Source organism: Polynucleobacter necessarius (genome assembly GCF_900095185.1).
Taxonomy (GTDB): domain Bacteria; phylum Pseudomonadota; class Gammaproteobacteria; order Burkholderiales; family Burkholderiaceae; genus Polynucleobacter.
On record NZ_LT606948.1, the window covers coordinates 227,840 to 251,712 of the forward strand.

The window sequence follows — 23,873 nt, forward strand, 5'->3', positions numbered from 1 at the left end:
GCTGAGCGCAGTAACTTTGCATCTTCGCTACCACAAGATGCTTTCTACCCAGCCCTAAACGCTGGAATAGGGGCAGCAACTTCTTAAGATATACAGAAGCCACCTTTCAGTAATGCCTCTGGTAAAACCCAAGCGCGATACAAACCAAAACCACCAGTAATAAAGAGAAGTACTACGACTAAATACCGTACCCAAAGATATTGTCCAAACTGAGTAAGCGCTGCAGAAAATTTAGAGATCAGCAATAGATTAGGTAATGTACCCAATCCAAAAGCCAACATCAATGCAGCCCCAGTAAAAATATCTCCCGATAAAAATGCTAGCGGCAAAATGCTATAAACCAATCCACATGGTACCAAACCCCAAAGCATTCCACTAAACCAACGCGAGGGTCCACTTACCATCCTGCCCAGATATGTAGCCCAATAAGTCGCAATCTTGGAGCCAATCCATTTGGCACTCAACAAGTTCTCTGACTTACCAGCCTTGAGTAAACAAAAACCCATCAGAATCAAAATAAGAGAGGTCAAGGCAAACAAAGGTCTTTGTATAGGAACTACGTTTTGCTGCCAAACTACCACCCCCACAGAGGCTGCCAACGCCCCTAAGAGGGCATATGTTGTTACTCGGCCTAAATGCATCATGAATTGAAGGTAAAAGAGTTCTGATTTAGGCCGTAATGGGGTCTCGGAGGAGATTGGCCGCTCAATGGCAGAGGCGATCCCACCGCACATCAAGGCGCAATGCCAGCCGCTCACAAGAGCGGCCAAAAATACAGCAAGAAGTAGGCTATAAGTTAGCATCTTCTATCGCAAGAACGTTTAAAAAAACCAGATTCATCACCCATATAGAATAAACTGACTGCATAATTAGCATCAATATGAATTACAAGCCTACCGACACTCCAACCAGTAAATGCTCTGTTTGTGTACTGGGTCAGTTTTGCCTTCCAGCCGGCCTCAATAGTAGTGAAGTAAGCAAAATTGATAGCTTAGTCAAAGAGCGTGTCCACCTACAAAAAGGTGAAACCCTCTACCGACATGGTGATCCGCTGAACTCAGTGTACAGCATTCGTTTTGGCACTTTTAAAACTGAATTTTGCCTTCAAGATGGTCGCCAGCAAGTTATTGGCTTTCATCTTCCGGGTGAAATATTGGGTCTTGATGGGATCGGTGAAGGCCATTATCAATCTGATGCAATTGCACTTGAAGAGAGTGAAGTCTGCATTATTCGGTACGATGCATTTGAAGATCTAGCACGCCAGATTCCAGTACTGCAAAACCAGTTCCATAAAATCATGAGTCGCGCATTGACTCAGGATCAGCGTCATCTTCTCTCTCTTGGCTCTATGAGAGCAGAAGAAAGATTGGCAGCATTTTTATTAAGCCTCTCACAACGCTTAGCAGCACGCGGTTATCTCAATAATGAATTCGACTTACGTATGAGTCGCGTTGATATTGGTAGCTATCTTGGTATTCAGATTGAAACTGTGAGTCGCATGCTCTCGCGCTTTGCAGAATCTGGTCTTATTCAGATTAAACAACGTCATATCAAATTCATAGATATGAATGGCCTATTTGAACTGGCGGGCATTCCAAACCCAGATCGCCACGGGTGCGAAAACCCCGAAACCCCTATTAAACTGGCTTAAAGTAAGCTGCGGTCTATCTCTTTATCATCTCAAGCTTCTATGGCAGGCAAGATATAGGCTGTCAGGGCGCTTGAAGCTGCGCAAAAGATCCAAATTGTAAAAAAAACAATGGTGTAAATACTTTCATCGGATATTTCGGGGTGATGCCCAAAAAATAAAAGGTCTTGCGGATGAATAATGGTAAATAACAAGCCTTCCGCCATTCCGGCCACCAAAAAAGAGGGCCATAATATCCAGATCAAAAGGCAGAATTTCATTTGTTAGCCTGTGTATCAGAAGCTTTAAGTTGCTCTACTTTGAGACCCTGCTTCAATACACCGTCACGCAAAGGCTTGTCAGCATGGTAATTGATTGCTAAGTAGATCGTAATAATGCATCCAACCATAGCAACTGCAGGCCCGCTCATTAATAACCAAGGCCAAATTTGTTTGAACCAAGGCTTAGTCGTTTGCTGTTCTGTCATATACATTCTCTCCATTGCTCTAAATTAACGGGGAATAATAAAAGTAGATTTTTCATCACGAGTTCTAGTGATGAATCTATCCCCAGAAATCTCTTGCGCTTCAACATCAAAATGAATTGGGTAATTTCCAGCCGTATTTTGACCAATCGTAGTGCTAACTTTAATCGGTAGCAATTGGTTGCTAGCAGCAGCCACATCAATTTCCTGAATTTCTTTTCCTTGCGAATTCAGGATCCTTAAATCATCCAACCCTGTGGCTTTCACTTGCACCTTCATGGGATGCTCGGACGCATTCATAATCTGCATGCGATAAATATTTTCAATACGAATATCCTCGACCTCACGAGCCAAGGCACCGCGATCACGCATCACATCCACTCTTAAAGGATTGCGAGTCACCAAAGAGAACATAAAAGCGGATGCTAGTACGGTAATAAATGCACTATAAATTAATACACGGGGGCGCAAAATATGACGTATAGCACTTTGATTAGATTCCTTATCTTCAATCGCGCGCTCGGTGGTATAGCGAATTAAGCCTGTTGGATAGCTCACCTTCTCCATCACTTGATTGCAAGCATCAATACAAGCGCCGCAACCAATACACATATATTGCAGGCCATCACGAATATCGATTCCTGTCGGACAAACCTGTACACAAATGCTACAGTCAACGCAATCTCCTAAACCGAGAGAGGTATGATCAGTAGACTTACTACGACTTCCTCTTGGCTCGCCACGCACTTTATCGTATGTCACTAAGAAAGTATCTTTATCCACCATAACGCTTTGAAAGCGAGCATATGGGCACATATATTTACATACTTGCTCACGCATAAAGCCAGCATTACCCCAGGTAGCAAAGCTATAGAAACATAACCAGAATGTTTGCCAAGGCCCTAGCGAGAGATGTAAAAGAGATTCACCCAATGTTTCAATTGGAGTAAAGTAACCGATAAAAGTAAAACCTGTCCAGAAAGCAAGCAATAACCATAGAAAATGCTTCGCAACCTTGAGGCGCCATTTACGAAAACTCCATGGCCACTCTTCACCATCTAAACGTATCCGAGCAAATCGATCACCCTCCACCTTGCGTTCGATCCACATGAAGATTTCCGTATACACCGTTTGCGGACAGGCATAGCCACAAAATAAACGACCAGCAACCGCAGTAAAAAGAAATAAAGCTAATGCAGCAAGAATTAGCAGAAGCGTCAGATAAATTACATCTTGTGGCCAAAGTACTAGACCAAATATATAAAACTTACGTTGAATTAAATCAAAGAGAATTGTCTGACGACCATTCCAGCTCAACCATGGTAAGCCATAAAAGAGTAGCTGGGTTGCAAAGACAAGTATGAATCGCCAGCGAGCAAAAATTCCCGATACGGAACGAGGATAAATTTTTCGCCGAACCTCATAAAGTGATTCCTCAATCACTTCTATCGGAACAGGTTTCCCACCCGGCGAATTATCAGACACGAATCACTATGCTTACTTAGCGGCCACAGGTTGTTTATTGTTTGATAAACCCCATACATAAGCTGTTAATAATTGAATCTTTTCAGGGCTTAATACTTTGTCTTGAGCAGGCATCTGCGCCATACGACCTTTGGTTACCGTCTCAACAATTGTTGCCTCTGAAGCCCCGTACAACCAAACTTTGTCAGTTAAATTTGGTGCGCCCAAAGCGATATTTCCTTTGCCTTCAGGTCCATGGCAAGCAGCACAATGAGATTTGTGTACATCAGCACCACGAGCGGCCTTAAGATCATCTGCAGGTAATCCCGAAAGGCTACGCACATAGTTAGCTACATCAGAAATTTGTTTGCTATCCAATTGTGGAAATGGAGGCATGACTCCGCCACGGCCATTCACGATACTGGCTTTGATATTTTCAGGTGAACCGCCGTAAAGCCAATCACCATCAGTTAAATTCGGAAAGCCTTTACTACCACCTGCATCTGAACCATGGCATTGTGCACAGGAATTCAAGAATAAACGTTGACTCATTTCACGCGCCTTAGGATCTGCAGCAACTTGCTCGATATCCATGCTGACATACTTAGCATAGACTGGCTTTAATTCATCGTTTGCAGTAGTCATCGACTTCATTAAAGCGCTGTCAGTACTGTAGCCAAGAACACCCGGATAAGAACCTAAGCCTGGGTAGAGTACTAAGTAAACTAAACCAAAAATACAGGAAAGCAAAAACATCCACATCCACCAGCGTGGTAATGGATTATTTAATTCACGTAGATCTTCATCCCAAACGTGACCAGTATCCTGTACTTGCCCATCCGGCTTCAGCTTTACCTTGACCTTCAGTTGAGAAAACAATAACCAGACGCACCAAACAATACCGACCAATGTTACTAAGGCGATATAGGCACTCCAACCGGCACCAAGAAAATCGCTCATGATTTATCCTTACTAAATTCATCGGGAAGATCGAACGGAAGTTCAGCAGATTCCTGATTGGCTGGTTGTCTTTTTGCTGACCAAGCCCACCAAACAATTCCTAAAAAAAATACCAAGCCAAGTACGGTAGATATTACTGAAAGGTAGGGGGCGATATTTTGCATAATGTCTTAGTTCCCAAGCTTACTGGGCAACCACCTCATCAACAGTAGTATATCTACGATTCACGCCTAGACCCTGTAGGTATGCAATCAATGCATCCTCTTCAGTTTTTCCTTCTAACTCTTTTGGTGCGTTTGCTATTTGCTCATCAGCGTATGGAACACCAAGGCGACACATTGCCTTCATGTGAGAAGAAATTGTGTCTGCAGCTGCTGGTTTTTGTAAATATGGGTAGGCCGGCATATTGGACTCAGGCACCACGTCACGAGGATTACGCAAATGAATGCGGTGCCAATCATCTGAGTAGCGCCCACCCACGCGGGCTAAATCAGGGCCGGTACGTTTGCTTCCCCATAAAAATGGATAGTCGTACACCGACTCACCTGCTAGGGAGTAAGGTCCATAACGTTCTACTTCTGAACGCAAAGTACGAATCTGTTGTGAGTGACAACCTAAGCAACCTTCACGCTGATAAATATCACGACCCGCTAAACGTAAGGCTGAATACGGCTCAACACCAGGACTAGACTCGGTTGTAGAGTGCTGGAAAAATAAAGGCACGATCTGCACCAAACCAGCAACCGAAATTGCCGCGATAGTAGCGATAATCAACCAACCAACATTCCGCTCAAGCGTTTCGTGGGAAAAAAATCGACGTTGTTCTGACATGTTCTTATCCCTAATGAGCTGCTACAGACGCTTGTGGAATCGCAGCATCAATGCATTTTTTACCAACTACAGTCTTGTAGACGTTGTAAGCCATCACAAACATGCCGACTAGGTAGCACAGACCGCCCAACAAACGAATGACATAGAAGGGATAAGTTGCTTTTACAGACTCAACAAAGCTGTAAGTCAAAGTACCGTCTGGCTCGAATGCTCTCCACATCAATCCTTGCATCACACCAGCAATCCACATGGCTGCGATATAACTCGCTACTCCACTTGTTGCAATCCAGAAATGCAATTCAATAAGCTTAGTGCTATACATATCTTTTTGACCCACTAAACGAGGAATCAGATAGTACAGAGAGCCGATTGTGATCATGGCAACCCAGCCCAATGCGCCAGAGTGAACGTGCCCAATAGTCCAATCTGTGTAGTGAGACAGGCTGTTAACCGTCTTGATAGACATCATGGAACCTTCGAATGTAGACATGCCGTAGAAAGACAAGGCGACTACTAAGAATTTCAAAATTGGGTCACGACGTAATTTATGCCAAGCACCTGAGAGTGTCATAATGCCGTTGATCATGCCGCCCCAAGATGGAGCTAACAAAATTAATGAGAAAACCATCCCTAAAGATTGAGTCCAATCTGGCAATGCTGTATGTTGCAAGTGATGAGGACCTGCCCACATGTAAGTAAAGTTCAAAGCCCAAAAATGGACAATCGATAAGCGGTATGAATAGATTGGGCGTTCAGCTTGCTTTGGAATAAAATAATACATCATGCCTAAGAAACTGGTAGTCAAGAAGAAGCCAACTGCATTATGGCCATACCACCACTGAATCATGGCATCTTGGGCGCCTGAATATGCAGAATAAGATTTAAAGAGACTTGCAGGCATTTCAACATTATTGACGATATGTAACACTGCAATCGTTAAAATATAAGCACCAAAAAACCAGTTCGAAACGTAAATATGTTTTGTTTTACGCTTAATCACAGTTCCAAAAAATACTACCGCGTAAGCTACCCACACCACCGTAATTAATAAATCAATCGGCCATTCGAGTTCCGCATACTCTTTGGAAGTCGTAATACCTAATGGCAAAGTGATAGCTGCAGAAACAATCACGGCTTGCCATCCCCAAAAAGTAAATGCTGCTAATTTATCGGAGAACAAACGCACCTGACATGTGCGTTGCACGATGTAATATGAAGTTGCAAATAAGGCCGATCCACCAAATGCAAAAATGACTGCATTGGTATGCAAAGGACGCAAGCGGCCATAACTTAACCAAGGAATATTGAAGGTGATCTCAGGCCAGATGAGTTGGGCCGCGAGGATAACCCCCACGAGCATGCCAACAATTCCCCAAAGCACAGTAATAATGGCAAATTGGCTGACAACCTTGTAATTGAAGGTATCGTGATTACCCCCCACGGTAAGCCCCATGGTTTCTCCTTTTTTGCGACCAAACAACGACATAATCCAAATAGATTGGATTGATTATCAAATCAGGGTCCTCTAGGTGGTTTGATCTATATCAAAAGTGTGAGGCAAATTGATGCTTAAAGGAATAAAACCGCTTATTTTCTAGAGTCTAGAAAATATGTGGCTATTTTTGAGAGTGTTCACTAACTTCTTTAGATCTTGGCGTGTCGTCATCCATCAAAATTGCATGACCTGGGCCGTCCAAATCATCAAACTGCCCACTCTTAATGGACCAGCGCAATATCCATACAAGAAGACCAATTAAGAGCAAGGAGATGGGAATGAGGAGAAATAAACTTTCCATCGTTACAGTCTAAGCGTTTCGTAAACGCCAGGCATTTAAAGTCACTGCGAGCGAGGAAAGAGACATGCCGATTCCCGCTACCCATGGATTGACCCAGCCCATCATTGCAGCTGGTATCGCCAGCAAGTTATAAATCAATGCCCATATTAAATTTTCCTTAATGATGGTCTGAGTTTTATCTGCCAATTGCAATGCTTTTGCCAAAGGCTGCAGCGAGCTAGCAGTCAAAATTGCATCCGCACCAGCAGCAGCTAGAGGTGCACCAGTTCCGACTGCTATTGACACATCGGCTCGAGCCAGCAAGGGGGCATCATTGACTCCGTCTCCGATAGCCCATACACATCGCCCTTGTTTTTGTAAGTGCTCAATATAATCGTATTTATCTTCTGGCGTACAAGAACCCTGAAAATGTTCAATCCCAACATGCTGAGCCCACCATGCAACAGTAGATCGATCATCGCCCGAAACCAAATGAATAGAAATATTTCTCGACTTCACCGCTTTTAAGAATTGATCTAAACCCACTCTTGGGGTATCCAAAAATACAAAGCTCGCAATTAAACCTTGATCATCTGCTAAGTGCACCTGTCCATATTGACCTAACTGACTACCCTGCCCTACCCCAACCCATGCTGAACTACCTAAGCGATACGAACCAGAACTTAAGCCGCTGCCCATATGATTTATTACTGGATCACTGAATGAGGGAAGTAAGAGATTTTCAGCTGCGCAAGCACGCAATAAAGAGAGGGCTAGAGGATGTCTTTGTCCAGACTCAAGTGCAGCCGCGATAGCTAAAACGTCCTCACGACGATAGCCTGCGCGTATATGAGTGACCTCCAACAATTCAGGTTGACCCATCGTTAATGTACCCGTTTTATCAAGCACCACATCTGTCGCCTTTACTAAACCTTCCATTACATGGCCACGAACAATCAGCAATCCTAGCCTTGTTACCGCACTCTGAGCCGCCGCCATGGCAGTTGGTACCGCGAACGATAGTGCACATGGACAACTGGCCACTAGAACTGAAACTAAAACAGTCCAGGCACGACTAGAATCGAAATAAAGCCAAAGAACAGATGAAGCAAATGCATTCAGCAATAGAAAGACAACAAAATAAGCAGTCCACTTTTCAGCAAGGCTCACCATCACTGGCTTCGCAAGTAATGCTTGATCTAATAAAGAGGCAATACCCGCTATACGCGTCGATTGTCCAACCGCTTCAATTCGTATAAATAGAGGATTAAGAATGTTATGGGTTCCCGCATATACACGATCACCAATTTTTTTCTCTACTGGTGTTGATTCACCTGTGAGCAGTGACTCATCCAGTGCACTGGGATTTTCGATGAGAACGCCATCTGCTGGCACCACCTCACCGGGAGAAACGCGCAGCACGGCTCCAGGATTGCAATTCACGACGGGCACTACTTTAATCTCTTGTGAAACTGGGTAATGCAATGCCAATTCGCATGTTGCTGGCAGTTGCTTTGCTAGAGCTTCTGCTCCACCTTGAGCATCCTGTCTAGCGAGCAATTCCACATATCTAGCAGCTAAGATAAATGCCACAAACATCGTGATCGAATCAAAATAACTCTGACCGGATCCTTTGACTAAATTAATCGTTCCTGCAATGAAAGCCAAGGCAAGTGCTAGGGCTATGGGAACATCCATTCCCAACATATGCGTTTTCCGGAATGAATAAAGACTTCGCCCGGCCGAATGGAATATAGGTCCTGCTGAATAGATCATGACTGGAACGGTCAATCCCCAACTCACCCAAGCTAATAGCATTTCAAATTCAGGAGCGATGTCCACACCAACATAGGTAGGCCAGGCGTACATCATCACCTGCATCATGCCTAACATAGCAACACCTAGGCGTAGAAGAAGGTTACGCCTTTCTTTTTGTGATTGATCTCTTGAGAGTGATGGCTCAAACGGCCAAGCCTCATATCCAATCTGCTCGATTGAAAAAAGTAATCTTGCTAGGCTCGTTTTCTCTGGCGAAAAATGAACGATCGCTTTTTGGGTGACATAGTTAATTTGAACGTCTTGAACACCTGCATGTCTTCGCAGATGCTGCTCACACAACCAAACACAGGCCGCACAACGAATTTTTTCTAGGCGCAGCGTTGTCTCTAGACTACCCCCATCCCCAAAGGTTCGGGTAAAGCGACCCAGTAATGAGGGGTCATCGTATGGCTTGAGCTTTTCTGGAATCTCATGAGATGCTAGATATGATGGCGGCCTATCGCTGGCTTGAGAACGTCTTGTGTAAAAAACCTCTAAGCCCTCACCATGAATAGTTTGCGCAATCGCCATACATCCCGAACAGCAAAATGAGCGAGACTCACCACCTAATTCTGCCTCGATTAAATCTTGAGAGAGAATTAGACTCGAACAGTGATAACAATGGAGAGCAAGCTTCTGATCCATTTGGCCCCTCATGAGTGCGCTTTATTTCCCCAGCCGCTACGACGCTCGTAAATCACAAAAAGAACGCCCCACATCACGACGGCAACATAAGCCAATACCCAAGCTACTTGTGAGGTGCGGGATCCGGAAATATCTAAGACAAATCCAAAGATCGCTGATCCCAGCAATCCACCACCAAAGCCCATTAAGGAGTGCAACCCCATGGCAGCGCCCTTGATATTCTCCTGCGCACTAATTACCAGCCCCGCAGTTAATGTTGCAGAATCTGCCATGATGAAAATGGCATGTCCAACAACTAGGGCAACAATAAGCCACCATGCATGTCCAGTTGAACTCGCTAATGCAATTCCTAAGGTTGCACTAGTTAACATCACAATACAAATCCATTTTTGGCGCCCTATTCGTAAAGCGATTTCATTACCTAAAATAGAAAAAGGTACTCCAAAAAAGTTAATCACTCCAGCTAGAGTTGTGACTGCCAAAAAATACTTCTCCAGAAGTAAATGTACAAAAAACGAAGAAGGCAACGATCCAACTTCTGGAGGCAAAACGCTCTAGAGAATGTGCGGTATATCCAAATATAAATCTCGAGGCATTTTTATCCTGCAAAACCAATTTCCACTTTTCAACCGGAAAAATATCATGCAAGCGAATATTAATAGGACCCTTCCACTTCTCGTGCTGTAGCGGCGGAATCAACAACAACACAATTAGAAAAGCGGTAAAAGGGCCTAAGGCAATCACGCCAAATACATAATCCAACCAAGTGCACTCAAAATCCAACCTAAACAGAGATAGGAAAAACCTGTTCCTCTTCCAAAGAAGGCAGTATAAAAAGCAATATGGCGAGTTAATTCTCCTGACTGAATACGATCAGATAAAATCTTGAGGCCTGGCATGTATGCACCTGCAAGACCTGCGCCATTCAAAGCCATAAAGAACAGCGCAGTCCAGAAGTTATTTGCCAATAAGCCCATCCCCAACAGACCGCAAGTAGCAGTAAGACCACCAACTAAATAGACCTTACGCGCATCAACTCGATCCGTTAATGCAGTCGCTAAGGGAACAGCAAGCATATAACCAAAGAAAAAAGCGCTGGCAATTAGTCCAGACTGCAAATTACTCAGGTGCCCCTCCTCTTGGAGGGCAGTCAACACTACTGCGTAGCATGCAAAGCCCAATATAAAGCACAGGTCTGTGCCATAAACATTAAGGGGGTGTAGCCAGCTGAACGAACGCGCATAAATAATCAGTAGAAACTTGGACTCATTCTACTCGCCCAAAGCCAATTAGACCCGTTACACTAGCAAAAATCGTAGAGGGGCATAAATTATTAGCAGACTGTTGCAGATTGGTATTGGCTTTTTCATTGGACTAGCTAGCACCCAAGTGATTGCGGATAACTACCTCTCAAAGCCTATAAAAGCAATTGTGCCTTTTGCTCCTGGCAGCACCACCGACCAAATAGGACGCGCTTTTGCTGTCAAGATGTCTGAATCATTGGGGCAACCCGTTATTGTTGAAAATAAGTCTGGAGCAAATGGAATAATTGGCGCAGATTTTGTTGCACAAGCTCCTGCAGATGGTTATACGATACTAATCGGGACAAATAGCACCAATACCGCACTAAAAAGTCTCGTCAAAAATTTACCTTGCAGTCAAGATACTGCGTTTACTCCGCTTGGATACTTTGGATCTGCACCACTAATTATTGCTGTTAATAATGATGTACCCGCTAAATCACTGAATGGTTTTGTTTCTCTAGCAAAAGCAAATCGAGGAAAAATGATTTTTGCTTATGCGAGTACATCTCAGCGCATTTCATCTGAAATGCTCTCTAGCTTCGCAGACATCAAAATGACAGGGGCATCCTATAAAAGTGGTCCTAACGCGATGACTGATCCAATCGGCGCCCAGGTAAATATGTTTACATCTCACTTTGGAGTTTCTTTACCTCAAGTACAAGCAGGAAAAATGCGTGGCTTGGCAGTAACCTCTCTAAAACGTTCCCCAGTAATTACAGAGTTACCCACTGTGAATGAAGCTCTCGAAATTAAAGGTTATGAATTAGTTGCATTCTTTGCTGCATTGGGTCTAGCAGGCATGCCTAAGGGTGCAATCCTGAAGTTAAATCAAGCAATCAATAAAGGCCGCCAAATCAAAAGATTGAGTTGACTGACTATCTGCAAATGGCTTTGAAACACAACCTGGAACACCAGAAGCACTTTGTCAAAAAATTAAATTGGAGACTACGAAGTGGGCAAAAGCCTTCAAAGAAGCTGGTATGCAACCTGAGTCGGCAATCTATTGCTGGCTCCGATTGGGATTCGAGCGATATGTGAGAACCAAAGTATCTCGGTAGCCATAATTTTCCAGAGGTTGAATAGGAGTTGATTCATCAATCATGCGCTGATCATTCATTAACAATAAGGACCAAGATTGCGTAAGAGTGAAGCGTAAACCAGCAGAACCTGTGGCATCAAATATTCTAGTCTCTCCACCTTTGAGATTAGAACGGTCCAGCAACAAGACCGCAACAAAATCAACGCCATCACAATGCGCTCCCTCAGGGGAGAGGCGACCTATTCCATCAGTCGTATCTATCCGAAATTGATGCGCTTCAACAAACTAGGTTTTCACTGGCTTGAAGCCATTTAGGATTTGCGCCCATCCAATCAGCACCGATTGCCAAGCAGGGTTATTGACTCGTTCATTTTGAACGGACTCAAACCAGCGTTCAATGCCACCATGAAGTGCGTTGTAATCAAGCGATTGCCAGTGAAGCACGATGCGGAACCAAAGCAAGCTCTTCGCCCTGAATTTGATAGCTTGCGTGACGACAAAAACGGTAACGACCCCCATCTTTTAAATAGGGGTCACGCGGCAATATTTCCCAATATTGGATGAGATTTTGGAGACTCTCAAGCGTCACGTTACTAAATTCGGCCACAGTCTCCACAGAGACGACTGCAAAGCCCTCATCTCGCAAAGTGTGATCCATTTGCTTTCGAGGCGTCAGAGGAGGTGGAAGTCCAGCTAATACCACCAGTCTATTTTAGAGTCAATATCTGCCATTTAAGCATTTGATGCGCTTATTCAGTTTAAACGAGCACGGACTGCGCCTACATGCCCTTTAAGATCGTACAACTCTTTGGCATCGAGCATGGATACTTTAATCTTGCCAACACGCTTCTCGATCGCCTCAAAATCTCTGCAGTTCTTCTCGCTAAGTTCCGGATTTTGTGCGTTCCTCTCTATTGTCTTGAGCTCTGCATATACCTGAGCTCACTTCAAGCGTAATAAGAAATTTTTTAGCCAATGGAATATAGGCAAACAACGGAATCAAAATTACCAATAATGGAATCACCATCTTCACGAAACGACCTACCCAAACTGCAATCCAAAACGGTAAGTGGCGATGTAAGAACGAAGGCCCATCCTTCAAATAAATCTCAGCATCTACGTGCAATGGAAAATCGAGACCATGACCAGACGGAAGCTCACCCCCCTTTCAAAATGGGCGCGCCTCGACAGCTGCCACAATAAATGCTGCATCTAATTTACCACTACTGAGCTTAGCAATAGCCTAATCAGGCTTTAATCTCTCAGCAGTCATCTCATGTTCAGCAATGCCGCTAGTTTTGAATAAATCTTTGGTTAACACTAGGGTGCCACTACCCTCGTTACCAATGGACACCCGTTTACCTTTGAGTTGACTCAAAATCTTGAGCTGTTCGCGATCGTTTTTAAAAGCTCCCTCACGATACCAAACCCAGATTGGCTCATAAAACATTCTCGCAATCGATACTAACTTTGGATCGTCATTAATATTTGCAACACCGCCTTGGACCATTGCGAATGCCACACCCGACTTTGAATCATTTAAAAGGGCCAAGTTATCCAAGGTACCGCCAGTCGATCGACTTTGACGGTGGCGGAACCAAGAACCACAGCACACCAAAAATGATAATGAGAAACGCAACAACGGTCGCGACTCATACCATTGGGTTATAAATTTGTTTTTTGATGAAGTTCATGAAGAGTGTCGCGTGTTTTTGGCATTATGCCCCGAGCAGGGCGCTAGGAAAAGGTTTCAAAACGATCTATATCAATCACGATAAGATAAGGCTTTTAGAAGCTCGTAGGTCTTTATGAATTCAGGAGAAACTAAGCTAAGATCGCCCTGGTTACGGGCGCAGGAACCGGTATTGGAAAAGCAGCTGCTCAGACCCTCCTCCGAGGGGGTTATAAAGTCGTGCTCACCAGACGTAATCTTGATAGACTGGAAAAAGCGATTGCTGCTATAGGAGGCAATCAAAGTAATTCCCTTGCTGTTTCATGTGATATTGGCAAACTCAATGAAGTTACAAGGCTTGTTGCGGCCTTGAGTGATCATTTTGGACGCATCGATGCGCTATTTAATAACGCCGGCATGGGTGCTCCAGCAATTCCGATGGAAGAGTTGACCTACGAACAGTGGATGAATGTAGTCAATGCCAATCTCTGTGGTGCGTTTCTATGCTCACAAGAGGCCATTCGCATGCTGAAGGCCCAATCTCCTCAAGGCAGCAGCATTATTAATAATGGCTCGATCTCAGCGTATGCGCCTCGCCCGATGTCAGCGCCTTACACTGCAACAAAACATGCAATCAGCGGTTTAATAAAAGCCATCGCTTTAGATGGACGCCCCTTTAATATTGCCTGCGGTCCAATCGATATTGGTAATGCTGCTACTGAAATGACAGAACTTATGGCCGCCAGAATTATGCAAGCCGATCAATCCATGAAGGTGGATCCACGTATGGATGTGGATCATGTGGGTGAAACCGTGTTGCATATGGCTCAACTTCCACTCGAAAGCAATATTCTCTCCATGACGATTATGGCAACCAATATGCCATTTGTTGGAAGGCGCTAGATCTTACTGACGTACTTGATCAACTAGCAAGCGGACATTGTTTGCGCCAACCTTGATATTTTGTACCGAAGAAATTAAATCGCCTGCCTCAGGCTTGGCCATACCCGTCTTTGAAATACGCACCTCTATGCTAGCTTCCGACAATTGCGATAGAGGTGCGCTTGGATTCATAGCTAGAGCATCATTTAAAGCAAAGTTCATTGGAAAGCTGCCTACAGGAGCCTTAAGTACTGCAACCGGCATGCGTTCGCCAGGCTTACGTGCAATGATCATCATGGTGTCGCTAGGCTTACTCGTGGCTTTGAGTTCGGGAGACAATTCAACTACACCGCTTATCTCCTTGCCTAATGCGACTGATGGCTTTAGAGGAACAAGCCCGCCCTTCGATCGTGCCTCAGCAATAGATCCCTGAATAGCACGTGCTTCATCAGTATTGGGTGGCAATTGTTGCGCCAATTTTTCCCAAGCCTGTACAGCAGCTTTGTAATTACCCGCGCTATAGGAAGCCGTTCCCGAAAGCCAAAGTGCTATCAAGTTATTAGGATCTAGCTTTAAGGCTTTATTAATTAACTGCAGAGGCTTACCCACAAAACTTCCATTAGCGTTAGCTGCTAAAACATCCGCATAGTCTGCTAAGAGCCGAGGATCAGCATCGATAAAGTCACCTGCACGTTCATAAGCCTTAGCAGCGGCCTGAGTACGACCTAAAATACGATAAGACTGGGCCAACATGACCCAACCCTTCAAATTGGTGGGATCTTTTTCCATTTTGACAGCAAATTCAGCCACCATTTTTTCGACGCCCTCTTGAGTAACTGGATTTTCAGGCCCTCTTTCAGCGATCCGAACAGCATCTCCCAAAGCAAAGTACAGGGCGGAGGAAAACAAGACGATAAAGACAGAAAGACCAGTAGCCGTTTTCTTTGCGGAACCTGCAACCTCGCGATCATCTTCGATAACCGTATTTTGAAAAAGCCTCTGGCGCATTTCAACATGGGCGATCTCATAATCTGATGAGGTAATGAGACCCGTTTTGTGCTCTGCCGCTAGTTTGTCTAACTCCTCTTTATAAATAGCAGCATTCATCTGACGACGTGACGTCGCAGAAATCTTTGCAGGAAAAATAAATGGTCGCAAGAGCAGGACCAAGACCAGCACTAAAAGCAAAAAAGCAGAGATTAAAAAACTTGCCACTGAGTTCATCCTTCTTTCTTGCTAGCAGCATTCAATAATGCGTCAATTTTTTGGTTGTCTGCATCAGTCAAGGTCACATTAGGGACGCTAGCATTTCTTCGTCTGAGATAGGTCCACAGTCCTGCGATGCCGATTCCCAAGATAACAAAGGGGCCTATCCAAAGCAGCCAGGTCACTGGTTTAACCGGTGGGCGATATAAGACGAAATCGCCATAGCGCTCGACCATAAAAGAGCGAATTTGATCATCACTCTTTCCTTCTCTGATGAGGATGCGAATTTCGCGACGCAGATCATTTGCTAAGTCAGAGCGTGATCCAGCCAATGATTCATTCTGACATACCAAACAACGCATTTCTTCAGAGATACTAATTAAACGTTGCTCTGTTAAAGGATCATCTGCTAAAGGAGCGGCATCCTTAGCAAATGCATTGCCCAAAGTAAATACAAAAATAGCGAGTAGAAAACTCTGCTTCATGATTTCTTCAACTCATTCAGCTTGGGGTAGATTTTTTGATTTAATAAGTCCATCGTAAGTGGACCAATATGTTTAAAGCGTATTACTCCAGCTTGGTCAATGATGTAGGTCTCTGGCACACCATAGACACCGTAGTCAATACCAACGCGTCCGTTAGCGTCGAACGCTGAGAGCACATAAGGATTACCTTGCTTTACCAGCATTGCCAGAGCATCCTCACGCTTATCCTTGTAATCCAAACCAATAAGAGGTGCCTTTTGAGATTTAGCCAGCTCTACTAATACAGGATGCTCTTCACGACACGCTACACACCACGAGACCCACACATTAAGGATCCATACTTGACCTTTCATATTAGCTGGTGAAAAGGATTTATTAGGATCAGCTAATTGTGGAATTTCAAAATTAGGCGCTACCTTATTAATTAAGGGCGATGGAACTTCGTGTGGATCACGATTTAAACCGATAGCCAAAAAAACGACAAGGCCGACAAACAGTACTAGCGGGATCAAAAATTTTACTTTCATGCCCATTTGCTCTTTAACTTGAGTCGGTAACGCTTATCTGACATTGCTAGAATGCCGCCAAGAGCCATCAACAAACAACCACCCCAAATCCAATCGACAAATGGCTTGTAGTAGACCCGCACAGCCCAAGACTGGTCTCCCAATTCTTCGCCAAGAGATACATAAATATCTCGCGTAAGCCCAGCATCAATCGCTGCCTCAGTCATGGGCATTGTTGAAGAGAAATAATTTCTTTTTTCAGGATAAAGAGTCGATTCGAGAGTGCCGTTCTTTGACAACAAGAATGTGCCGCGCATAGCATCATAATTGGAGCCACGCGCAGCATCTACACTCTGTAATTGAATCTGATATGCGCCAACATTGACAGTATCGCCAGCCGTCATACGAACATCTTTTGCTTCTTGGTATGCGCCAACCATAGTTACGCCAATAACAAAAATAGCGATTCCTAAGTGTGCCGCCTGCATTCCTATAAAAGAGCGTGTAGGTTTACCCGCTTTTGCTTGACGCATAATTTGCATACAGCCTGATGCAATCACCCAAAAAGCCAGCATAAATCCTAAGCCTGCAAGCCATGTGAATTGACCCATGGCCAGAGGAATTGCTATGCCTGCGACTAAAGAAACTGCACCAGCAAGCCACAAACGCTGGATGATGCTAACTAAGTTACTCTTTTTCCAACTTGCCCAAGGACCAAGTCCCATCAATACCAATAAAGGAACCATGATGGGGACAAACACACTCTTAAAATAAGGTGGGCCAACGGAGATCTTGCCAAGATGCAATGCATCAATCAGCAATGGGTAAAGCGTTCCCAGCAATACAGAACCAGCAGAGACAACTAAAAAGACGTTCCCAAGCAGAATTAATGTCTCTCTAGAGCTCAAGCTAAATTTGCCACCCATTGTGCTTTTGGGTGCGCGCCAAGCGTACAGCAATAATGATGAGCCTACCACCAAGGACAAGAAGAGCAGTATGAAAATACCACGCCGTGGGTCAGTTGCAAAAGCATGAACGGAAGTTAATACACCGGAGCGAACTAAAAACGTTCCTAATAGCGATAAAGAGAATGCAGTAATTGCCAAAAGCACGGTCCAGCCTTTGAAACCACCATGCTTCTCAGTCACAGCCAATGAATGCAATAAAGCTGTTCCCACTAGCCAAGGAATAAAAGAAGCATTTTCAACAGGATCCCAGAACCACCAGCCACCCCAACCTAATTCGTAATAGGCCCACCATGAACCCAAAGCAATACCGAGAGTCAAGAAAATCCATGCAACGGTAGTCCAAGGGCGAGACCAGCGCGCCCAGGCAGCATCTAATCTTCCTGACAATAAAGAAGCAATAGCGAAAGCAAAGGCAACTGAGAATCCAACATAACCCATATACAGCATTGGGGGATGAAATACTAAGCCAGGATCTTGCAATAAAGGATTTAAGGAGCGACCATCTTGCGCAGCCGGCAATAATCGCTCAAACGGATTTGATGTTGTTAAGACAAATAACAACAAACCACTAGTAACCAAACCTAAAACACCAATCACTCTGGCCACCATAAAATCATCAAGCGCCTTAGAAAGCTGAGCAACCAATATCGTCCAAGTAGCTAATAAGCAAATCCATAACAACAGCGAACCCTCGTGACCACCCCATACCGCGCCGATTCTATACATCAGCGGTAATTGAGAACTTGAATGTTGCGCTACGTAGAGCACTGAAAAATCATTGACGTAAAAGCTCCAAACCAAAATTGCAAATGCAATAGCCAGTAGCAAAAAAACGGTTTGTGCAGCTGGTCTTGCTAAGACCAGCCAATCACGACGACCAAAATGCGCACCCAATAAAGGTAACACCCCTTGAACGCAAGCAATAGATAGCGCCAAAGCTAGCGCGTAATGCCCAAATTCAGGAATCATTTAGCACTTCCGTTCTTTTGGGCCTGATCTAAAGCGTGCTTTGCTTCCGGCGGCATATAGTTTTCATCATGTTTAGCCAGCACTTCGCTTGCAACAAATTCTCCATTGGCATTCAGGCGCCCTTGAATGACGGCACCCTTACCCTCTTTGAATAAATCAGGAAGAATTTCGGTATAGGTAACTGGAATCTCTTTGGCAAGATCCGTGATTACGAAGTGCACGGTTAAACCATCGCGCCTCAACGAGCCATCTTTTACCATGCCGCCAATTCGAAAGGCTTGACCTTGAGGCGCTTTTCCAGCAGCAACCTCACTAGGGGTTACATACAGAGCAATATTGCTATTTAGTGCATTTAGAATGAACAGCGCTGCAGCCCCAATTGCTATGAGAGTAGCAACAATCAATGCACGTTTATGTCTAGGCTTCACTTACAAGTCTCTTTATCAAACTGCTCTGCTAATTGCTCTTGTTGTAATCTGCGTACGATAGCTCTGAAGCGACTGCGCACAAGCAAGGGTTCTAATACCATTATCAATACACAGACACCCAAACTGCTCCACACATATAGCGCGTAGCCACCCATAGCAAAGAACTCGGCAGGACTATTCCACATCAACTTTTTACCTTACTCGATTGTCCCACCCAATCAGCATGGGCTTCACGCTCCAAAATAATTGCCCTCACTCGCATTAAGGTAACTGCTATCGAGTACATCCAAAAACATAAGGCCATCAAAAGCATACCTAAAAGCATGGTGTGAGCCATGGCTGGGGCCTTAGCTAAAGAAACCGAAGCCCCTTGGTGCAAGGTATTCCACCATTTAACTGAGAAGTAAATAATTGGCACATTCACTACACCCACGAGAGCCAAAGTGGCACTTGCTTTATCTGCACGACGAGGATCATCAATTGATGCTCTTAAGGCAATAAAACCGAGATAAAGAAACAAAAGAATTAACTCTGATGTGAGGCGAGCGTCCCAAACCCACCAAGTGCCCCACATTGGCTGCCCCCAGAATGCCCCTGTCCACAATGACAAAAAAGCCATCCAAGCTCCAACGGGAGCGAGTGCTTGCGCCATCATTGCGGACAAGCGTGTATTGAAGATGAGGCCTAACCCTGCCCATACTGCCATCACTAGGTAGATAAGCATGGACATCCAAGACGCTGGAACGTGTACAAAAATAATTCGATACCCCTGACCTTGCACGGCATCAACCGGAGCCACAAAAAAGCTGACCCATAAACCGGCAATGCCAAATAGCAAAGTCAAAACCCAAAAGCAAGGGATAAGCTTCCCCGCTACCGGATAGAAGGTACTGGGGCTAGATAACCTGAACCAGTTAACTAAGCGGTTATTAGAAAAATTCTTTTCCTGTCTCATTCAATCGCAATCTTCACAGCTATAGCACTTACCCAAGGGACAAATGCTAAAGCCAAAATCAATAATGCGCCCAGCAACGAAAAATGCCCTGACGCGTCTAAACCCACACTATTTGCATAAACAGCGCCAGCACCAAAAATCAGCACTGGCATGCATAAAGGCAGTATTAATAAACTCAATAAGACGCTCCCTCCCCTGACGCCCAGTGTCAACGCTGCACCTATAGAGCCCAACAAGGATAGTACTGGCGTTCCTATTAGGAGGGTTCCCATTAATACATATAAAGCACTTGCATCCAGATCAAACTGGATCCCGATAACGGGAGCTAATAACACTAGCGGCAATCCACTCACAATCCAATGCGCAATAATTTTTCCGGTAACTAGGAGAACCATAGGCTGCGGTGATAAAGCGAGCTGCTCCAAGGATCCATCTTGATAGTCAGCAGAAAACATCCGCTGCAAACCCAATAATGTCGACAATAAAGCAGTGACCCACAAAACCCCTGGTGCAATTTTACGTAACAAGGCACTATCCGCACCAATGCCCAAAGGAAATAAACTGGTCACGACGACAAAAAAGAATAAAGCTGTGAGCGCCTCGCTTTTGCGACGCATCACCAAAAGCAAATCACGACGAATAACAGCTAACAAGGCATTCATAAATCCAATACCCTAACATTTGGAAGACTGGGCTCTTGATGGCTAGTCATGATCACCAAACCACCATGCTCTATATGCTCGGCAATCAAAGTCTGTAACGCCCTTACTGCATCAGTATCAAGCGCATTGAATGGTTCATCTAAAATCCATAATCTAGCTTGACGAGTCAACATAAGCGCCATCAATACACGACGCTTTTGTCCAGCAGACAAACAACTCACGGGCAAGTATTCGCGCCCACGTAGACCAAAGCGCCAGAAAGCATTCAGGGCTTGAACGTCTGATAATGCAATATTATCGAGCGCAGCATACAACTGTATATTTTCGAATGCTGTGAGGTCTTCTTTGAGTGCGTCACGATGCCCCAGAAATAGCAAATCGCGGTGAAAGATGGGAGCATCTTTACTGATCAACTCACCATTCCATAGTATCTCTCCAGACTCAGGTTTAGATAGGCCTGTCAAAAGCCTTAAGAAACTGGTTTTGCCGATTCCATTCTCTCCACGAACATGTAGGCACTCTCCGTTTGAAACTCTGAAATCGAGATCCCGAAATAACGTTCTCTCGCCACGCACACAGCACAGCTCACGAGCTTCAAGCGCAAGTGATGGGTTGCTGGAGATGGAGGAGGTAGTGACAATCATGAGGGCTCGTGGCTTGAATCAAACCACCCCAGGCATTGTCCAAGAGCCCATAGGGACTGTCAAACCAGGACAGGTGGAATTAAGGGAATAATGCCTTTTAATTCAATTACTTATGAAAGTATAAACCGAGTCCTCACAGAAAGGAAAAACCACCCAAAGGTAGTTTTTTTAAATCAATTACTTAGCCTACTTAAGACGCTTAGTAATTTCTGCGATACGTTGTCCGTATAGTCTAGCAGTCTCCAAATCCCCGAATGGACTTCATCCGCACTTGCGTCTGAGGGAGTTTGCATCATTGCTCCCGCTGAAAAACCGACATAGTTAATGTCATCAGGCTTTGCAGCCTTAGAATTTGAGGGCATTCATCCAGTGCGAACCCATAAACCAGAGTGTTGCATGGCTAGAGTAAGGAAATAGTGCAAAGTAGAATGCTTATCACCATTCATCGTAGCCGAATTGGTAAAGCCGCCAAACACCTTGTCTTTCCATTACTGAGAGAACCACTGCTTTGAGCTCGCGTCGGTAAACTTTTTAAATTGCCAACTTACCGTACCCAGATAGGTTGGCGATCCAAAGACAATTGCATCAGCGTCATTCAAGATTGACCATTGGGATTCAGTTCAATTGCCTTCAGCATCAATTGCCACCAATCTTCCATTAGCGCCTTTTGCAACTGCTTCTGCTTGCTTTACTGTGTGACCATAACCGCTATGAAATATCACTGCAATTTTTTTCATACTTTTCTCCTTTAAATAAGCCAATTATTAAGATACTTTTTTAGAATCAATCGAGAGCTCACCAGCGCCAAATACTGTCAACAAAAATAGACCGCCTGCAATACGCAGATTTTTCATCAACATGAGATTTTGTACATAAGCCTGATCAGCAGGAGCGGCCCAAAAATTATGCAAAATAAAGGCTGCAGATATAAAAATTGCTGCAAGCAAAATTCTGGCAATGAATACTAACGGCTTGGATATTGAATTCATCAAAACTTCTCTGATTAATTTAATTTGAAAAAATATGGTTAATAACCCGCAAAGATTTAGTAACTTCCGCGAACTCTTTTTCGCTCAATTTAGAAAATGCTTTTTCTAAATGCTGTAGATGCGCAGGAAATACTTTTTCAAATAATGTTTTTCCGGCTGTTGTTAGCCCAATCATTTGGCTGCGCGCATCCTCTGGGTTTAATTTCCGCTCCAAAATTCCTTTCGCTTCTAGACGTTCCAGGACCCCTGTCAGCGTTCCCTTGGTTACTAAAGTCTTGTCACCCAACTCTTTGCATGTCATTGGAAGTTGGTTACCTAAAGTCGCAATCACATCAAACTGAGTAGTAGTTAAACCCATCGCTTTGACATCTGGCGCTGAATATCGCTCAAAAGCCTGATAGGCAGACACAAGAGTGCGTCGTGTTGGTAAGAAGTTCATTTGACTCATATACAGTACTAATTAGAACTAATACGAACTAAATGCAAGCTAGAGCAACAAAAAACCCCACATTAATGGGGGGGTTTGATTTGAGACTTGGCAGGCGTCCTCTCACTCACCTTCTACGGCTTGATAATGGGGGCGGCGGATAAGTCCTGCACACCATATTTTTGCAGCAAATTCGCAACCAAGCCACTCCGAATACACTCTTTGAGACAAGCATCCAAATATTCAATTGCTTCTAAATTCGACTTCTTGGTGGCAATCGCTTGCTGTATACTGGTGAATTGGCCATCTAATATCCGTGAACCTGGCACTTTTTTTGGAACATGAAACTAACCCCGCATAGGGGGCTCAACCAATTTACCAGTCAATTTGACTGTAGCATCCTTGACATATAAATACCGCCGCCTGGGGGATTTGGAGTCTTATCCGTAACACCAGCAATTTCGAGAGCCCTATGGTTGACATAACCAATAGGGCCCGATTGATTGACGATAAAGATCGGAACATCTTTAGAGACCTTATCTAAATCATCTGCAGTTAATTCAGCCATTTCAGCCATAAATGGCGTGGTGCGTGTTGGATCAACACCAAAACCAAAACCAAAACCAAAACCAAACAACTATCCTCCCGCAGGAATATTCTTTAGTGCTGCCTTCATTTTCTGAATCCAGGTCTCTTTGGTGTCATATGGCAATGTGAAATTCCTGAATTTTAATCCCAGACCCTCAGATACCGAAGTAATAATAATGTGAACATGCGGCTCTACAAATCCAGACATGAGTGTTTGCCCTTGAAGATCCACGACCTTCTTGGCAGTGCTAGCTTGCCAGTCTTTAGTAACGACTTCCTTTGTACCAACAGCCACGATCTTGCCATTCTGAACTGCGAGTGCTTGTGCCTCTTCATTTTTAGCATTGACGGTAACAACTGGGCCGCCATAAAAAATGGTATCGGTATTGCCTTTTGCAAACACAAGGGCGCTCTGCGTCATCAATACAGCAGAGAATAGCTTCGAAGCAAATTGCATATCTTTTCCTAGGTATTAATTCATTATTTTAAAATCACCAAAGTTACGGTAGCACGAGCACCTCATATCGATGGACCACCCGGAGTAT

32 protein-coding genes and 2 pseudogenes are annotated in these 23,873 nt (G+C 44.3%); 3 read left to right on the forward strand and 31 right to left on the reverse strand.

Features of this window, described 5'->3' with window-relative positions; all coding sequences use genetic code 11:
• Positions 1-83: 83 nt before the first annotated feature.
• The gene (locus DXE31_RS01430) at positions 84-803 is read right to left on the reverse strand and encodes a sulfite exporter TauE/SafE family protein (RefSeq protein ID WP_114697552.1); all 720 of its coding nucleotides are present in this window, start codon (positions 801-803) and stop codon (positions 84-86) included.
• 77 nt (positions 804-880) lie between these two features.
• Here DXE31_RS01430 and fnr point away from each other — a divergent pair, with 77 nt between their 5' ends.
• Positions 881-1,651, forward strand: a complete 771-nt coding sequence (gene fnr, locus DXE31_RS01435) for a fumarate/nitrate reduction transcriptional regulator Fnr (protein WP_114697553.1) — start codon at positions 881-883, stop codon at positions 1,649-1,651.
• Between the two features lie 29 nt (positions 1,652-1,680).
• On the opposite strand, the gene DXE31_RS01440 is transcribed toward fnr, so the two are convergent.
• From DXE31_RS01440 to DXE31_RS10045, 12 genes are all read right to left on the reverse strand, one after another.
• The gene (locus tag DXE31_RS01440) at positions 1,681-1,854 is read right to left on the reverse strand and encodes a hypothetical protein (protein WP_231969265.1); all 174 of its coding nucleotides are present in this window, start codon (positions 1,852-1,854) and stop codon (positions 1,681-1,683) included.
• Between the two features lie 50 nt (positions 1,855-1,904).
• Positions 1,905-2,114, reverse strand: a complete 210-nt coding sequence (locus DXE31_RS01445; protein ID WP_114697555.1) for a FixH family protein — start codon at positions 2,112-2,114, stop codon at positions 1,905-1,907.
• 24 nt (positions 2,115-2,138) lie between these two features.
• Positions 2,139-3,596, reverse strand: a complete 1,458-nt coding sequence (gene ccoG / locus DXE31_RS01450; protein WP_114697556.1) for a cytochrome c oxidase accessory protein CcoG — start codon at positions 3,594-3,596, stop codon at positions 2,139-2,141.
• A 12-nt stretch (positions 3,597-3,608) separates the two neighbouring features.
• Positions 3,609-4,535, reverse strand: coding sequence for a cytochrome-c oxidase, cbb3-type subunit III (gene ccoP, locus DXE31_RS01455; protein WP_114697557.1), 927 nt, complete (start codon positions 4,533-4,535; stop codon positions 3,609-3,611).
• A complete protein-coding gene (locus DXE31_RS01460) occupies positions 4,532-4,699 on the reverse strand; it encodes a cbb3-type cytochrome oxidase subunit 3 (RefSeq protein ID WP_114697558.1) in 168 nt (55 codons plus the stop codon). Before DXE31_RS01460 ends, ccoP begins: the two co-directional genes overlap by 4 nt.
• A 19-nt stretch (positions 4,700-4,718) precedes the next feature.
• Entirely contained in the window at positions 4,719-5,366 is a 648-nt protein-coding gene (gene ccoO, locus DXE31_RS01465) for a cytochrome-c oxidase, cbb3-type subunit II (RefSeq protein WP_114697559.1), read from the reverse strand.
• Positions 5,367-5,376: 10 nt separating this feature from the next.
• The gene (gene ccoN / locus DXE31_RS01470) at positions 5,377-6,819 is read right to left on the reverse strand and encodes a cytochrome-c oxidase, cbb3-type subunit I (protein ID WP_114698614.1); all 1,443 of its coding nucleotides are present in this window, start codon (positions 6,817-6,819) and stop codon (positions 5,377-5,379) included.
• Between the two features lie 163 nt (positions 6,820-6,982).
• Positions 6,983-7,162 carry a cbb3-type cytochrome oxidase assembly protein CcoS gene (gene ccoS / locus DXE31_RS01475; protein WP_114697560.1) on the reverse strand — a complete coding sequence of 60 codons (180 nt, stop codon included), beginning with the start codon at positions 7,160-7,162 and terminating at the stop codon, positions 6,983-6,985.
• A 9-nt stretch (positions 7,163-7,171) separates the two neighbouring features.
• Positions 7,172-9,604, reverse strand: coding sequence for a heavy metal translocating P-type ATPase (locus DXE31_RS01480; RefSeq protein ID WP_114698615.1), 2,433 nt, complete (start codon positions 9,602-9,604; stop codon positions 7,172-7,174).
• 8 nt (positions 9,605-9,612) lie between these two features.
• Positions 9,613-10,086: a hypothetical protein gene (locus DXE31_RS10035; protein ID WP_197712091.1), complete on the reverse strand. Its 474-nt coding sequence runs from the start codon at positions 10,084-10,086 to the stop codon at positions 9,613-9,615.
• The gene (locus DXE31_RS10040; protein ID WP_197712092.1) at positions 10,055-10,348 is read right to left on the reverse strand and encodes a hypothetical protein; all 294 of its coding nucleotides are present in this window, start codon (positions 10,346-10,348) and stop codon (positions 10,055-10,057) included. Before DXE31_RS10040 ends, DXE31_RS10035 begins: the two co-directional genes overlap by 32 nt.
• Complete coding sequence (locus DXE31_RS10045) at positions 10,345-10,758, reverse strand: MFS transporter (protein ID WP_197712093.1); 414 nt, start codon at positions 10,756-10,758, stop codon at positions 10,345-10,347. Before DXE31_RS10045 ends, DXE31_RS10040 begins: the two co-directional genes overlap by 4 nt.
• Positions 10,759-10,948: 190 nt before the next feature.
• Between DXE31_RS10045 and DXE31_RS01490 the strand changes: the two genes are divergently transcribed.
• Positions 10,949-11,779 carry a Bug family tripartite tricarboxylate transporter substrate binding protein gene (locus tag DXE31_RS01490; RefSeq protein WP_231969266.1) on the forward strand — a complete coding sequence of 277 codons (831 nt, stop codon included), beginning with the start codon at positions 10,949-10,951 and terminating at the stop codon, positions 11,777-11,779.
• Positions 11,780-11,908: 129 nt separating this feature from the next.
• Here DXE31_RS01490 and DXE31_RS01495 read toward each other — a convergent pair.
• From DXE31_RS01495 to DXE31_RS10885, 3 genes and pseudogenes are all read right to left on the reverse strand, one after another.
• A pseudogene (locus DXE31_RS01495) lies at positions 11,909-12,605 on the reverse strand (2OG-Fe dioxygenase family protein).
• A 225-nt stretch (positions 12,606-12,830) separates the two neighbouring features.
• Positions 12,831-13,073 carry a hypothetical protein gene (locus DXE31_RS10880; RefSeq protein ID WP_231969267.1) on the reverse strand — a complete coding sequence of 81 codons (243 nt, stop codon included), beginning with the start codon at positions 13,071-13,073 and terminating at the stop codon, positions 12,831-12,833.
• Positions 13,074-13,190: 117 nt separating this feature from the next.
• The gene (locus tag DXE31_RS10885; RefSeq protein WP_231969268.1) at positions 13,191-13,508 is read right to left on the reverse strand and encodes a TAXI family TRAP transporter solute-binding subunit; all 318 of its coding nucleotides are present in this window, start codon (positions 13,506-13,508) and stop codon (positions 13,191-13,193) included.
• A gap of 273 nt (positions 13,509-13,781) precedes the next feature.
• Here DXE31_RS10885 and DXE31_RS01505 point away from each other — a divergent pair, with 273 nt between their 5' ends.
• Positions 13,782-14,522 (forward strand): SDR family oxidoreductase, encoded by a 741-nt coding sequence (locus DXE31_RS01505; protein ID WP_114697561.1) that lies wholly within the window; start codon positions 13,782-13,784, stop codon positions 14,520-14,522.
• Between the two features lie 3 nt (positions 14,523-14,525).
• On the opposite strand, the gene ccmI is transcribed toward DXE31_RS01505, so the two are convergent.
• The 15 genes and pseudogenes from ccmI to DXE31_RS01580 all read right to left on the reverse strand — a co-directional run bounded on the left by ccmI (position 14,526) and on the right by DXE31_RS01580 (position 23,785).
• Complete coding sequence (gene ccmI / locus DXE31_RS01510) at positions 14,526-15,716, reverse strand: c-type cytochrome biogenesis protein CcmI (protein ID WP_415077787.1); 1,191 nt, start codon at positions 15,714-15,716, stop codon at positions 14,526-14,528.
• A 5-nt stretch (positions 15,717-15,721) separates the two neighbouring features.
• Positions 15,722-16,192 carry a cytochrome c-type biogenesis protein gene (locus tag DXE31_RS01515; protein ID WP_114697563.1) on the reverse strand — a complete coding sequence of 157 codons (471 nt, stop codon included), beginning with the start codon at positions 16,190-16,192 and terminating at the stop codon, positions 15,722-15,724.
• Complete coding sequence (locus DXE31_RS01520) at positions 16,189-16,719, reverse strand: DsbE family thiol:disulfide interchange protein (protein WP_114697564.1); 531 nt, start codon at positions 16,717-16,719, stop codon at positions 16,189-16,191. Before DXE31_RS01520 ends, DXE31_RS01515 begins: the two co-directional genes overlap by 4 nt.
• The gene (locus DXE31_RS01525) at positions 16,716-18,635 is read right to left on the reverse strand and encodes a heme lyase CcmF/NrfE family subunit (protein WP_114697565.1); all 1,920 of its coding nucleotides are present in this window, start codon (positions 18,633-18,635) and stop codon (positions 16,716-16,718) included. The genes DXE31_RS01520 and DXE31_RS01525 overlap by 4 nt, the downstream gene beginning before the upstream one ends.
• The gene (gene ccmE / locus DXE31_RS01530) at positions 18,632-19,063 is read right to left on the reverse strand and encodes a cytochrome c maturation protein CcmE (RefSeq protein ID WP_114697566.1); all 432 of its coding nucleotides are present in this window, start codon (positions 19,061-19,063) and stop codon (positions 18,632-18,634) included. Before ccmE ends, DXE31_RS01525 begins: the two co-directional genes overlap by 4 nt.
• Positions 19,060-19,248 carry a heme exporter protein CcmD gene (gene ccmD, locus DXE31_RS10890; RefSeq protein ID WP_114697567.1) on the reverse strand — a complete coding sequence of 63 codons (189 nt, stop codon included), beginning with the start codon at positions 19,246-19,248 and terminating at the stop codon, positions 19,060-19,062. Before ccmD ends, ccmE begins: the two co-directional genes overlap by 4 nt.
• On the reverse strand, positions 19,248-20,018 hold the full coding sequence (gene ccmC, locus DXE31_RS01540) for a heme ABC transporter permease CcmC (protein WP_114697568.1): 771 nt from the start codon (positions 20,016-20,018) through the stop codon (positions 19,248-19,250). The genes ccmD and ccmC overlap by 1 nt, the downstream gene beginning before the upstream one ends.
• Positions 20,015-20,680: a heme exporter protein CcmB gene (gene ccmB / locus DXE31_RS01545; protein ID WP_114697569.1), complete on the reverse strand. Its 666-nt coding sequence runs from the start codon at positions 20,678-20,680 to the stop codon at positions 20,015-20,017. The genes ccmC and ccmB overlap by 4 nt, the downstream gene beginning before the upstream one ends.
• Positions 20,677-21,324, reverse strand: a complete 648-nt coding sequence (gene ccmA / locus DXE31_RS01550) for a cytochrome c biogenesis heme-transporting ATPase CcmA (protein WP_114697570.1) — start codon at positions 21,322-21,324, stop codon at positions 20,677-20,679. The genes ccmB and ccmA overlap by 4 nt, the downstream gene beginning before the upstream one ends.
• A 186-nt stretch (positions 21,325-21,510) precedes the next feature.
• A pseudogene (locus DXE31_RS01555) lies at positions 21,511-22,061 on the reverse strand (flavodoxin family protein).
• 27 nt (positions 22,062-22,088) lie between these two features.
• Complete coding sequence (locus DXE31_RS01560; RefSeq protein ID WP_114697571.1) at positions 22,089-22,313, reverse strand: DoxX family protein; 225 nt, start codon at positions 22,311-22,313, stop codon at positions 22,089-22,091.
• Between the two features lie 19 nt (positions 22,314-22,332).
• The gene (locus DXE31_RS01565) at positions 22,333-22,761 is read right to left on the reverse strand and encodes a MarR family winged helix-turn-helix transcriptional regulator (RefSeq protein WP_114697572.1); all 429 of its coding nucleotides are present in this window, start codon (positions 22,759-22,761) and stop codon (positions 22,333-22,335) included.
• Positions 22,762-22,874: 113 nt separating this feature from the next.
• Positions 22,875-23,069 carry a type 2 periplasmic-binding domain-containing protein gene (locus tag DXE31_RS01570; protein ID WP_114697573.1) on the reverse strand — a complete coding sequence of 65 codons (195 nt, stop codon included), beginning with the start codon at positions 23,067-23,069 and terminating at the stop codon, positions 22,875-22,877.
• A 53-nt stretch (positions 23,070-23,122) separates the two neighbouring features.
• Positions 23,123-23,377, reverse strand: a complete 255-nt coding sequence (locus DXE31_RS01575) for a hypothetical protein (RefSeq protein WP_114697574.1) — start codon at positions 23,375-23,377, stop codon at positions 23,123-23,125.
• Complete coding sequence (locus DXE31_RS01580) at positions 23,378-23,785, reverse strand: amidohydrolase family protein (protein WP_114697575.1); 408 nt, start codon at positions 23,783-23,785, stop codon at positions 23,378-23,380.
• Positions 23,786-23,873: the final 88 nt, after the last annotated feature.